The 12556-nt window shown below is 52.6% G+C and carries 10 protein-coding genes, 1 tRNA gene and 2 pseudogenes; 9 read left to right on the top strand and 4 right to left on the bottom strand.

The window, feature by feature from the left end; translation table 11 throughout:
• Positions 1-77 (top strand) — tRNA-Pro (locus RYC17_RS14480).
• Between the two features lie 327 nt (positions 78-404).
• Here the strand turns inward: RYC17_RS14480 and xerC are convergent.
• From xerC to RYC17_RS14465, 3 genes are all read right to left on the bottom strand, one after another.
• Entirely contained in the window at positions 405-1808 is a 1404-nt protein-coding gene (gene xerC, locus RYC17_RS14475; RefSeq protein ID WP_316903560.1) for a site-specific integrase, read from the bottom strand.
• Positions 1805-3703, bottom strand: coding sequence for a MobH family relaxase (mobH, locus tag RYC17_RS14470; protein ID WP_316903558.1), 1899 nt, complete (start codon positions 3701-3703; stop codon positions 1805-1807). Before mobH ends, xerC begins: the two co-directional genes overlap by 4 nt.
• A 414-nt stretch (positions 3704-4117) precedes the next feature.
• Positions 4118-4810 carry an SOS response-associated peptidase gene (locus RYC17_RS14465; RefSeq protein ID WP_316903556.1) on the bottom strand — a complete coding sequence of 231 codons (693 nt, stop codon included), beginning with the start codon at positions 4808-4810 and terminating at the stop codon, positions 4118-4120.
• A 113-nt stretch (positions 4811-4923) separates the two neighbouring features.
• On the opposite strand from RYC17_RS14465, the gene RYC17_RS14460 reads away from it, so the two are divergent.
• Positions 4924-5358, top strand: a complete 435-nt coding sequence (locus tag RYC17_RS14460; RefSeq protein ID WP_003318766.1) for a LexA family protein — start codon at positions 4924-4926, stop codon at positions 5356-5358.
• Positions 5345-5587: pseudogene (locus RYC17_RS14455) on the top strand (DNA polymerase V subunit UmuC); the annotation flags it as partial. The gene RYC17_RS14460 and the pseudogene RYC17_RS14455, both read left to right, overlap by 14 nt.
• 367 nt (positions 5588-5954) lie before the next feature.
• Here the strand turns inward: RYC17_RS14455 and RYC17_RS14450 are convergent.
• The gene (locus RYC17_RS14450) at positions 5955-6359 is read right to left on the bottom strand and encodes a type III effector protein AvrRpm1 (protein WP_316903569.1); all 405 of its coding nucleotides are present in this window, start codon (positions 6357-6359) and stop codon (positions 5955-5957) included.
• A 517-nt stretch (positions 6360-6876) separates the two neighbouring features.
• Between RYC17_RS14450 and RYC17_RS26965 the strand changes: the two are divergent.
• From RYC17_RS26965 to RYC17_RS14425, 6 genes and pseudogenes are all read left to right on the top strand, one after another.
• Positions 6877-7014: pseudogene (locus RYC17_RS26965) on the top strand (DNA polymerase V subunit UmuC); the annotation flags it as partial.
• Between the two features lie 79 nt (positions 7015-7093).
• On the top strand, positions 7094-8386 hold the full coding sequence (locus tag RYC17_RS14445) for a site-specific integrase (protein WP_316903554.1): 1293 nt from the start codon (positions 7094-7096) through the stop codon (positions 8384-8386).
• Complete coding sequence (locus tag RYC17_RS14440) at positions 8379-10115, top strand: site-specific integrase (RefSeq protein ID WP_316903552.1); 1737 nt, start codon at positions 8379-8381, stop codon at positions 10113-10115. Before RYC17_RS14445 ends, RYC17_RS14440 begins: the two co-directional genes overlap by 8 nt.
• The gene (locus RYC17_RS14435; protein WP_316903551.1) at positions 10112-11602 is read left to right on the top strand and encodes a hypothetical protein; all 1491 of its coding nucleotides are present in this window, start codon (positions 10112-10114) and stop codon (positions 11600-11602) included. The genes RYC17_RS14440 and RYC17_RS14435 overlap by 4 nt, the downstream gene beginning before the upstream one ends.
• Before the next feature lie 32 nt (positions 11603-11634).
• A complete protein-coding gene (locus RYC17_RS14430; RefSeq protein WP_235551121.1) occupies positions 11635-12072 on the top strand; it encodes a hypothetical protein in 438 nt (145 codons plus the stop codon).
• Complete coding sequence (locus RYC17_RS14425) at positions 12062-12508, top strand: hypothetical protein (protein ID WP_316903548.1); 447 nt, start codon at positions 12062-12064, stop codon at positions 12506-12508. The genes RYC17_RS14430 and RYC17_RS14425 overlap by 11 nt, the downstream gene beginning before the upstream one ends.
• Positions 12509-12556 lie beyond the last annotated feature (48 nt).

Raw genomic sequence — 12556 nt, 5'->3', positions numbered from 1 at the left:
CGGGGTATAGCGCAGTCCGGTAGCGCGCCTGCTTTGGGAGCAGGATGTCAGGAGTTCGAATCCCCTTACCCCGACCAAACACTGTTGTGGCTGTATCTTTAGGACCTTGATGGGTGTTCATGTCTCAGTTTGAGGCAGGCTTTACCGTATGAGGGGTCTTATACCCAAACAAGCAGCCGTCTGTCGCGAAACATAGCGTCAGCAAGCTGTGATGTCAAATTGGAGCGCCCCGTACCGAGCGAAAGCCTGTGTACGGGGCGTTTTTTTTGGCAAAAAATGCTGTGCTGCGCGTGTATCGGCCCATATGAAGCAGTCATTAGGCCTGATAATTAAATAATCTGCACCGCGATGCATCTGCTGATAATGGCAGATTGAGTATTTTTACAAATATCCTACGCAGGTGATCAGCCTGACTTGCCAATCCATCCGGCCAATTCCAACATTTCCGGGCGTAGCTGCCGAGCATCCTGGCTTGGGACAGGTCTTTCCTCAATCACTGGTTCAGCACCAGTTCCACCACCGGCAATGTTGTTCTGTACCCACCTGGTGAGTTCTCCCAAGCTTTTCAACAGATCTTCTGGACTGGAGCAGCCTAACGGTAGCTGGCTGACTGCGGTGTCGCGGTCACTAGCGGGTGAGGGCGTCTCGTCGCGGTTCGCTGTCCTGGTATCTGGAGCAGTTGATGGGCTCATGATCGAGACCGGTTTAGGCAGTGCGCGGGGCTTGGTCAAGGCCCGGCCAGCTGCGCTTTCGGCTTTTGCAGTTCTTTCGCGAGTCGTAGTCGACGGAGTCAAGTCCTTAACTGGAGCAGATATTGATCGGTGTCTATCAGCACGCAGCGTCGCATCTGGTTTTGCCATGTAGCTGATTTTGGCCGGCCGCTTTCCTCGTTCATTCATCACCTCCCGCATCATGTCGTAGTCGGGTTCGATGTAATCCATAGTGGTAGCTATATTCGAGTGGTTCAGCAATTTCTTGGTCAGATAGATGTTGCGCTCCGGTAGCGTCATTAGCTCACTGGCGATCGTGTGTCGGAAGCGGTGAGGCGTCATGCGTATACCGGTCATCGCAGTGAGTTTTTTATACATCGCCTCAACTTGGTTGGAGTTCATCTCATGGCGGCGGTAGTGGCCTGAAAATCTGTTTACGTTGAACAACTGGTCACCAGGCCGGAACCTCAAGCCCTTCGCTGCGTGCATAAGCGTTTCTAGCTGAGCCATCAGGCCGTCCGGGATAGGAATCAGGAACTCACGATGAGTCTTTTCCGTTTCGCCTCTGACTCTGATCAGTCGGTCGCGCAGGTATACATCCGCATATCTCAGGCATAGCAGCGCGTTGAGCCTGATCCCCGTGTAGTAGAAAGTTTCGAACACGCTCAGCCAGAACCAGGCAGGTGTGATTTCTGTCCGTTTAGCGGTGGCACGCTCCTCTCCCGTCTGCATCCTCAGCCAATTACGAGCGCGGACGCTTGCGTCGTTCGCAACGGTCTTTTTTGGGCGCTTGGGCGGCATCACACGCGTGTTTTTAAGTGGGTTAACAACCAGATCCAGCAGACCGTGCTCAATTGCATAGCCGTATATGGTGCGCAAATGGCTGGAGTACGTGTTCCAGCTGCGCTTGGAGATCCGCTCGAGCTCAGACCTACGCCAGTCAAGCATGTCGCGGTGGGTCGTCTCACAGGCAAGGCAGTCGCCGAAGAATCTGACATAGGATTTTGTGGCAGCCCAATAGATCTTGACGGTGTCGGGCCTAAGATCATGAGTGAGTACGTATTCCTGGGTCAGCTCCGGAAGCGTCATCGGTTTCATTCAGATGTGTCCTTGTCTACCAATTCTGCCAAGCTGATGACCGGGTTGTCATAGGGCACCTCGCTGAAGACGTCGGTAGGCTCTATGAGCAGATAGCCCCGTAGTTGTTTGCTTTTTCGCGGTCCTTTGACCAGGCAGGTCCAGATGTTCAAGCCTGCGGCAGTCTTGCGATGTTTTTTCAGCTTCTCAAAAGATCGCTGAACGACCTGCCAAGCCTCCAGATCGCGCTCTTTCGCCTCTCGCTCTATGTCTGGGTGCTCAAGCGCATAACGTTTGAATATGTCCGGGCTCACCAAGAACGCCGTGCCATCTACGGTGTGTACACGTGCCTTGGCGTCGTTGATGATGACCCTGTGGGAGATCACGCCCCCCTTCAGCCAGGTGATGAAGTTCAATCCGTGACTTGAGCCACCTTCAGGCGAGACTTTCGCAGGCTCTTCCACTCGGGGTGTGTCATTCGTTGCCTTGTCACCCACAAGCTGCCGAGGTTGGCTTAGACGAGTAGCTGTCGGAGGAGGTGGCGAAAAGGGAATCTGATCATCATCGTCTATCGACTCGGGTGCTGGTTGAGTCGGTGATGGCGCTACCGGGTCGGGGAATAGATCGAGCAGCTCGTCCAGTGCATCAAAATCTTTCGCTGCAGTAGGTGCTTGCTTTGGTGCAGGGGGCGCTGCTGACGCTGTAGGCGTAGTTTTGTTGCTCACGGGTTGTGATTCGTGATCTCCAACAGTAACTGGCTCGTTTTCATCAGCAACTGCTGACGATTCCACGGTCAGCGAGCCGGTATACGTCTCAGGTCTATCAGTTGTGTTTGGCCAGATCAGTGCCGGCGCTATTTTCAGCACCGTGAATGTGTTCTTCCAACCCCGACCATTGTCGATGCTGGCCTTCCATATCGCTTTCCCCTCTCCGTTGGGCTGAATGATCGCTTGATCCTGAAGCAGGTTAAACATCGGGGCGTTGGAGGTGGGGATGTGTTCAATACCTTGTGACAGCAGATGAGCTCTGAGCTGATCTACGGCTGGCTTGCTGACAAGCCACAAGCCGTCCTGAGTCAACCATCCGTCCGAGGGACCGTCGGGCTGGTTCAACTTAAACTTCTCGGAGACGAGCATCCTCAAGCCTTCAGCGAGCTGCCGTTGAATGGACTGCTTGGGCGCTGACATAGCTCGGCCAGGATTGCCTCCGAGCTCCTGTGCCACGGAAGCCTGGTCAGCTTGGGAGACAATTTCACCAAGGATATCGGCATGCTCATACTGACCAGCGAATGCGAACACGAGTTGAGACCAGAGCTCGGAAAACCCGCTGAGCCAGTCCAATGCCTTCGCCGGAATCACGTTGGAGTAGATCAGCGACGAAGCGGCTCCATGCAACCGATAGTCTCGACCTTTCACGTACTTGAATCGGTATGGCTGATCCATAGGCCCGTGCCATGGATGCCAGATAGTGCCATCCGCGAGTTCAACCTTGACGTCTACCGCAATCTTGCCCAAGTCGTGGACGAGTGCACCATAGGCTGATGCTGCAAACCATGCTTCTGACTGAGCCGCCTGCGACTCGGGCGGCGCTCCGATGGGGAGCAGATACATTTGCCTTATCTTCAGTGCGTAGGCGACGATTTCGAGACCGTGATCCAGCATGCCACCATGATATGCATGGTGATGATTTTCAGAGGCAGGGAGATGCTGCACCAAGGCTGCGTAGCTCTTGAATGCCTGCATGTAAAGCGTCTCGAACTGCTCACGTGGCAGAGAGGTCCGCTGCCAGATGTTTTCAATCAACTGGCGCCGTCGGGAAGTCGACAGCAACGCGTCGGGAGATTCTGGTTTGAAAAAGCCTGCAGCAGCATTGGACGATATCGGAGACGCTTTTCTTCGCGTGAAGAAACTAAGCATTTAGGCACCCATGATGAAGTCATTGGTGGGCCTTTTGCTTTATATGGCTCAGCGTGACAAGTCGAAACCTATATCCATCCTGGAAAGGTTATATACATAGCCGTCGCTTGATTGGCTGGGATCCAAACAGTGACAGAATTGGATGTTGCCACGCTCGCGTAAAAAAATGTAGCCTCCAAGTGACTGTTAAGTAACATTTATTGTAAATTTCTTTTTTATTGAGAATGCCTTACGAGCCCTTTCGGCATCCATTTCCGGCGGACTCGCCGGCCCTTTCGGGTAAGGCACTTACCCTTATTCCCCCATTCCATTCAAACCCTTCGCTCTGCCATTTGCTTCAGCCCATTTAGCCCCTTTCGGGGCGGACGAAGATGGACAGCCGTTTGTCGGGTCGAAGTCAAAGGCGTGGGGCAGTCAAAGCTCAACGGGCTGGATGAGCTCCGGTCCTTGATTCCGCACGTTCCCCACTGCGCGATCAACCGGGAACCATTCGAAATCGTCAACAATCCTGCAGTGCTCTTTTGCCAACGCTTCGGCTTTCTGCGGTGTAGTTTCGGAATCAAGCCATGCCCGTGCATCTGCTGCCGTCAGTACCACCGGGCGGCGATCATGAATGTCCACCATTCCCGAATCGCTTGCCGACGTAATGATCACGAACCCGTCGCCATCATGCGGCTCAATCTCTCTGTGCACCTGGGCCAACGCAGCAAAAAACATGGGCTTTTCACTCTTAAGGCGGATGAAGTAGGGCTGCTTTTTCTTGGGGTCATCCGGGTCCTTCACCCATTCAAACCACCCGTTCGCTGGGACAACTGCCCGGCCGCTAGGCCAGAGCTCTTTGAAGAACTTTCCCGTCATCACGGTTTCGACTCGAGCGTTGATTGGGGCTGGCCGTTTGCCTTTCGCCCAGAAAGGCTCCCACCCCCACCGAACCTTGTCGACACTCAGACCCTCCTCGGTGGGACGGATGATCTCAACCCGAGTGCTAGGAGCCACGTTGTAGCGCTCTATGGGCAGGAGGTCGTACCCATTGATCACGATCTGCTCTGGGGCAAGCTCCTTGAGGTAGTGGTCCATGGATTCGTAGATCGAGTAGCGTCCGCACATGATGTCACCCCTAATGTCACTCGTCGAAAATGCCTTTCAGTACGATTGACCGCGCGCTGGCCAAAGAGTTAACTGTATATCTATACAGCTAACTTTATAGAAAGGTCTTCATCATGAGCGTAGTCATTCTTGGTCCGTTGTCTGAAGGGGGTATCAAGCTACCGCTCTACTCATTTCAGGTGCCAGCTGGGTTTGCTTCTCCCGCTGTCGATTACATCGAGAAGCACGTGTCTCTAGACGAACTGGCCGAGGTACGGGCACCGCATGTGTACCTGGCGAAAATTCTCGGAGACAGCATGATTGGGGCAGGTATTTTTGATAAGGATCTGATCGTCGTTGATCGCAGTCGCACTGCCGAGCATGGAGAGATCGTTGTGGCAGCGCTTAATAATTCGGAACCGATTTGCAAGCGGCTCTTCATGATGGATGGGGTTGTCAAACTTCAATCCGAAAATAGTGCCTACCCGTCCAAGCACATCCTGGAGGGTGACAACCTCGTCATCTGGGGCGTAGTGAACTACAGCATGCGCCGTCATGGAAAAGCATGAGGCTGTCTTCGCGCTTATCGATTGCAATTGCTTCTATGCCAGCTGCGAGCGTGTTTTTCGTCCAGATCTGGAGAAAACGCCCATCGTGGTACTCAGCAATAACGACGGTTGCGTCATCGCCCGTAGCTACGACGCCAAGCCATTTGTGAAAATGGGGGCTCCCTATTTTCAGATCAAAGAGGTGTTGCGCCGCCACGGCATAAAGGTGTTCAGCAGCAACTACGCGCTCTAGTAAGTTAGGTGGAATGATTCTGAGCTACCCTGATTCTGTCGACGTTCTGGGCGATTGCCCATGGCCTCTAACGTATCGTGTGAGCTGGTGCTCCACCGCTACCCTAGCGTTCAAGTCTTGGGTGTGTTAGCCAAGAATACGGCGCATGGGTTGATGCTTTTTATGCTATCTGATCTTTGAAGGGTACCTTGGTAATTGCTGCCTACCCTGGAGTTGCCTAGCGGCAGCTTCAGGGTCGACAGCAAAAAACTACTCAGGGTAATTACTCGACTCATTCAGCAGTACTGATTGAAACTTCGATTATGCTGGCCCGAAGAGTTCGGTTTTTTCAGACGAATTCTTGAAGACCTTCATCTCCATCCGATTATCCAGTAAAGCGGCTCATGATAAAGTCATCGGGGTCAGGGAAGTTGTCATCGTCTGAATCAGACTGGACTTCTCTGAGCAGTTCGCCGGCTTGCTTTGTCGACACATTGTGTCCTGCCGCACGCATTTCATTCCTGAAGACTTTCGCATTTTCTCCGGGAGCACTGCTTTTTGATCCGAGCACAAATTTGCGCGGAATCGATTGATCTGTCATGAGTGCGGTGCCGCCGGTCCTGGGGTCGGTTATCAGGCTTAAGTTGTTCCTGACGCCGATAGTGCGTACCAGTGTGGGATTACTCATGTCAGCAAACATGGCAAAGTCCTTGGCTTCTTTGCGGGATGAAGACAAATAATGATGTTGTCTGGATTCAGACTGAGCCTCCCTACTCAAGTTCATAAACATATTTGCGTTGCCACCTGCAGTAGCGCCACCAGTTTTTCTACCTGCATCGAACCCTTTGCTTCTCAAGTCTATTTTTGATTGCATGGATGTACCGTGCCACAAAACAGATTCGCTATACACTCTCCTCGCATTGGGTATCAAGTTGCCACTGGATGGCTCTGAATCAGTTTCGTAGCCGCGATCATCGCTGTTCGTCGGTCTGCTTGCCGCCCTGGGTTCCTCATGGCTTTCGTAACCGGAATAATATCCAGTGCTTCTTGACGTACTCGATACACAGCCCATAAAAGACCTCTTGCTTGAAAGTATGGAACTGATCTGTGGCATTCGAAAGCTAATGAGTTCCCTGTCAGAGTCGACCCATTGCGCTGGAAGCGATTGACTGCGCATTCGCATGTACGCTTTACAAATCTACAGGTCTGGACACGCTCAGGCTGAAGCAGAAAAAGCTTAACGCAGGATTTTCTCTGGGGGCTGTAGGCTTCCTTCACAAATCATGCCGGAATGCATTTGAAGCATCATGCCTCTTTCCACGCTTCGCTTTCTCATCGGGCCTTGCGCTGATTTTCCATTCCACATAAATGGCGACATGAGCGAGCGTGTCATGTCGATCATCGAGTCGATGGTGCCAGCCTCCGAGGTCTACAGCATCGATAAGAATAAGTTGCATACTGTGGACGCCCAAACGTAGATCTTGTCCCCATGGACATTGACGCTTACTCTTACAGAGATTCCACTTGCCTACCGTCGAACACATTCACTTCAGTCCGCATGACCTTTCTGTCAAAGACCGCCTGATTACCTACTCGCTGAATAGCTCCCGTGTAGTGATCGAAGGTCTACCACAAATATTCTGGGAAGACGGCTTGCCTTGGAGAGAAGCCAATCTCTGGGCTATGGAGAGAGTCACCAATGGTGAGGCACTCCTTAAGACCGTTTCTAGCAACCTGAATGGGCTGTTGAACTACGCGAAGTTTTTGGAGAGTCGCGGGCTTCAGTGGTTTGAGTTTCCGTCTCGAAAGGCTGATCGATGTCTTGTTCAGTACCGTGGGGCGCTTATCACGGCCCGCGATGCTGGTCATATCAGTCCCGCCACGGCCTCCGAATACATGCGTAATTGCATCAGTTTCTACAGGTGGGTTAGGAGGCGTGGCCTTCTAAGCCCGTTATTGCCGCTGTGGAAAGACAAGCGCTATTTCATCAAATACTTTGACCAGGTCGGCTTCGAGCGGACGCTAGCTGGCACCACCACCGATCTTGGTATTCCAAACCGAAAACGCATTGGGGTCACTTTGGAAGGTGGGCTATTTCCAGTCTCTGCGGTTGATCGAGACACCATTCTTGATTTCGCAAAACAGAGCGCCTCACCCGAGCTTTACCTGATGTTGGCTTTAGGTTTCTTCACGGGTATGCGACTGGGAACGATCTGTGACCTTCGTATCGATACGTTGGAGCGTGCCCTACATGATCCGTCTGCTAAAGGTCTGCTTCTGCTATCCGTAGGGCCAGGTGCGTCCCCGCCCGTGCATACCAAATTTGGAGTAACTGGCCAGGTATGGATTCCCGAAGCTTTGTGTTCAGAAGTCTTGGAGTACGCCAAGGGTCTTCGCAGGTTGACTCGCGAGGCACTTGCTGCTGGCGAGCATCAAGACTTGGTGTTCTTGACACGTTTCGGAAACCCTTTTGGACGTCGCAACAGTGATCAATCTTCGGCCATAAACGTTGAGATGTCATCGCTTAGAAAATTAGGCATCGCGTCGGGCATCAAAACGCTCAGGAAGTTTCGCTTCCACCAATCCCGATGCACCTTTGGAACTGAGTTAGCTAGGCTCGCTTTAGCAAATTGCACTGATGTGGCGATAGTGATTGCGACTGTCAGCAATGCATTGCTTCACGGTCGAAATTCGGAGGCTACCACCTTCAAATACATCAAATTTGTGCAAGCCGCACCTGCTAAGCAGGCCATTGCGAACAGCTTCATGACTGCGTTTACAGGGATTTCTTCAATGCAGGGAGCAAGCGATGAATAATCTGACGTTTTCAGACCTGACGTTTCCAACGCTTGAGTACGCGAAAAATGAGACGCCCTGGGATATGGCACCACTTTTATACAACGGTGGTGCTAAGGCAAAAGTGAAGACTGTACGCAGTGAAATCACATCAGGTGCTTTGGGTGATCCCTTGCTGGAGCGGGTAGAGCTTGTGAAAGGGCTCCATGATTGTTTGACCGATGGTCTTGCCGGCGGAGGAAGCCGCTTTTCGGCGAATAACAAGATCGGTGCGTTGAGGAAGTTTTTTCAGTGGGTGGATCAATGCGGGCGTCCGTTGAGTGTTGATTCGGTCGCGGAAGCATACCTGGGGTGGGCTGAGCATCTTCTACAGCGTCACCGCGTGGAAGAATATCTAACCGCCGGATCGTTATACGACACGGCAAGTTTAACCGCGACAATGCTCGACAGAGTTCTGGGTCGAAGCTCGACGCTTCTCTACAGCACCCGAATTCGCAAACCAAGAGGCAACGGAAGGGCAGGAAATGGGAGTACTGGTAAGCAAAGCTTAGAAGATAGCTTTTTATTCGGTCAATTCATTGCCGACCTCTGTATGGCCCTTACCTATGAAGTTGTGACGGGGCCACTTCCCATCCAAGTGGAATTGCGGTCGGGTTCCACGCTACCTATCTGGTGCCGCCTGCGCGATACAAAGAAGGAAGCGTCACGAGTGATTCGACCTCGGACCAAATTCCAGATTGCGGACATCCTTCGAAACCGCGAACTTCGGAACTCTGACGTTTCAATCGAGACTCGATACCCGGCAGTGAACCTACGAATTGAAGCCGAACTGCTTATGTTCATCGCACAAACTGGCATGAATTTGTCACAGGCGCATCAGCTTCGGATCGACCAATACCATTACACGAGTCATCTTGACGGTTACCAAGTCAGGTCTTACAAAAAGCGCCGTCAGGGTGAAGTGCTGTTTGACGTGTTCTCAAGCTACAAGCAGTGGTTCGAACGCTACATCGAGTGGCGAAACACGTGGTTTCCAGACGATCTAGAGGGGCTTCTTTTCCCTCTCGTCCGTCTTGGGGGACGTCTCGTTCTAGAAGCTCCCCAGTTCACAGCTATCACGCGCCTCTGCACATATTCCGGTATTCAATTCGTTCGGCCTCGTAAGCTCCGGGGGGCGCGTATCAACTGGCTGTTACGTGAGTCGCAACGCCCCGAACTTGTGGCAGAAATCGCACAGCACACCGCTGAAACTTTGATTCGTGTTTACGCCGAGCCCAATCCGCAAATTGCTATGATTGAAATCAGTCGATTTCACCGGCAAACAGATCCCGTCGTTTGCTCGCCTGCTCCAGGCACTTGTGTGGCGCCGATTCCAGAATCGGTCGTGGATGCTCCAACTAATGCACCTGATCCCGATTGTATTAATGCAGCGGGTTGCCTTTTCTGCGTCAATCATCGGGATATTGAAAGCGAGGATCACGTCTGGTCTCTGAGTAGTTTGCGAATGCTCAAGAGCTTGGAGCTAGTTAGGTATCGTCCGGCGTGCACGGACAGATCTGAAGAGGCTGATCATCCAGCGATGCTTGCGGTCGAGCGTCTGAGTGCGAAGCTACGGTTCTTTCATGAAAGTAGCGAGGTGCGTCGGCTATGGGTTGAAGAGGCACTGGCTCGCATAGCTGAGGAGGACTATCACCCAGCTTGGGACGGATTTATTCGACTTGCGGAAGTTACAGCGGGGCTTTCCCTATGATTATGCTCTCGACATTAGGGCTTTCTATCGAGTCGCCTCTCGCCGTTCCTGGGGCATCGAATTACCGTCCAGAGAGCTGGCCTCCGCCGCCTGATTGGCCAGTCGTAATTGATGCGCTGGGCGACGTCGTAAGCCGCTGGGGCGATCCAATTTGGAGGCTTGATCCATGGGCCAAGAAGGCAGTGACCCTGAATTTTGGTGATGGACCAGCTAAAAAATCAGCGGCGCCAATCAGCTCAACGAACGCAAATTTGCTTCGAGTCATCACAGGCTGGTGGCTATACGGGCCGTACGGCGCTCGTGGCTACAGATCTCTTAAAACGCGTTTCGATCAGATGCGACGGCTGTTTGTTCTTTGCGAAGAGGCAGGAATCCTTGCCAGCGAACTAAGCCATTTTCCACGCGTATGCCAACGGATACCTGCCTTTCTTTCTAGCTCAAGAAAAACCGAGTTTCTTTCGTTAATGCATGAGCTTTACGCGTCCAGAGATGCCGTAGGGTTTACGTTGCTGGATCCAGGTTCTCTAACCCGCCTGGCTGCGCTTTTTCCAACTCACCATACAGCTCAAACACCTTACATTCCTCCACGCATTTGGCGCTATCAAGTGACTAGGCTGCGAGAGTGCCTTGATGACTTCCTATCCCATCGAGAACAGGTTGAAGCTTGTTACCGGTTCTGCTTCGCGGCTTACGAACATAACCAGAGGGTTTCGGAGAGAACGGCGTGCGTAAATGCCCCGCCTTTTTGCGGCTATAACATGCAGTTGTCAGGCACTAAAACGGGGCTTCGTTTTCTCGGCGCGTTTGCGGATACCGCGAAACGCTTCGGCGTCTTTGAGCTACTTGAACGGTGGGTGGGTCGAGGTAGCGACTTGCAAGTAACAGCGCTGACTAGCTATCTGAAACTGGTCACCGGCGCGGGGTTAGCTTACATCCTAAACTTCAGTTTCATGCGGGTTGAGGAAGCATGGAATCTTCGAGCCGGGTGCCTTGACGTTGAGCACGACAAGAGCTTCGGCGACATTTTTTTGTTGCGTGGGCAGACGACAAAAACGCTGTCTGATAGCGACGCCCTTTGGGTCACATCTCCATCTGTGGCGGTCGCCGTGAAGGCGATGGAGGTCATTTCTCTTTTTCGCTCACTACACGCACCTCATGAGGCTGCAAGAGTTCTCGCCGGGCGCTACCTGACCGATTTTTCTTACGAGCCCTGGAGCTCATTGCGCAATAAAGGTAATCACTCACGGAGACCGAGCATTCCGCCATATGCCGACCTTTTGAGGCGGTACGGGAAGCTCTTTGACTTAGAACGTTTGCGTATCACGACTGAGGATTTGAAATTAGCCCGGCTGGCTACCCCTTCATTGCCGGAGGAGTATCAAGCGGGCGCTGTATGGCCGTTGGCTTGGCATCAGTTGCGTAGAACTGGGGCAGTGAACATGCAAGCTTCCGGGCTTACGGACAAAATCACTCGCGGATGCGTCTAGAGGAAAAGGCTCATACTCTGTACGTTCGTACAATGTACGAGACGCTTGGGAGAGAGTTGCAGCAGCTTACGAGTGAACGTTTTATCAGTCCCCATGGAGACAAACGAAAGGCTGAGATTGTTCGGCTGATTTCGCCAGAGGATGCGAAGAAAATGATTGGTTTGGCAAAGAAAGGCGCAGTCGCCTGTCGCCCGATCATTCTTGGCGTTTGTTCGAGTCGCGAGCCTTGTCCGTACGGCGGAATTGACAACATTGCCCATTGCGGGGGCGGTGATTCAGTGGATGCAAAACCTTGCCCTGATGTGCTGTATGACTCAGAACGATTGAGCGCGGTAGATGATCTTGAACATGTACTCAAAGAGCGGCTTGCTACTGCTCAGGATGGGAGTCCGCTAATGGAATCGTTGATGGCCCAACAGCGAAGCGTAGAGAGCTTTCGTCGTGTCGTAGGGAGCGCAAATGGACGTTGAACTCCCTGCCCGCCGCAGCGCAGCTGATCAGTATCGTGATGCTTTTGAGCGCCTGAAGCTCAATAGGCCACAGCTTCTACCGAAGGGGACACCGGTCACTCAGAACAACGTGGCCAAAGAGGCCGGGAGCGATCCGTCGGCGCTTAAGAAATCTCGTTTCCCGAGTCTCATCACAGAGATAAAAACCTACGTGGAACAACATGTGGAGGAGCGACTTCCTTCGTTGAACCAGGTAAATCTTCTCGCCCGCCAGAAAAGCCGCGCCCTGCGTGATCGGATTGAGCAAGTTGCCCGGCAGCGCGACCAACTCGCAAGCTTATTGAGCGAAGCGGATGCGAAAATCATTGAGCTGTATGACCGTATCGCTGAGCTTGAGCGGCAGTTGCCTGCGTCAAATATAATTTCATTGGATCCGCGCGGGTCGATGAAGCTTTGAGGTGGCAGTCGTGGGTGTACACGACTGGCCCTTCTCCAGGAAGGAAAG

Origin of the sequence: Pseudomonas syringae group sp. J248-6, assembly GCF_032586995.1 — a bacterium.
Classification (GTDB): Bacteria; Pseudomonadota; Gammaproteobacteria; order Pseudomonadales; family Pseudomonadaceae; genus Aquipseudomonas; species Aquipseudomonas amygdali.
Note: the sequence above shows the minus strand (reverse complement) of the source record. Positions and strands in the feature narration are given on the sequence as shown.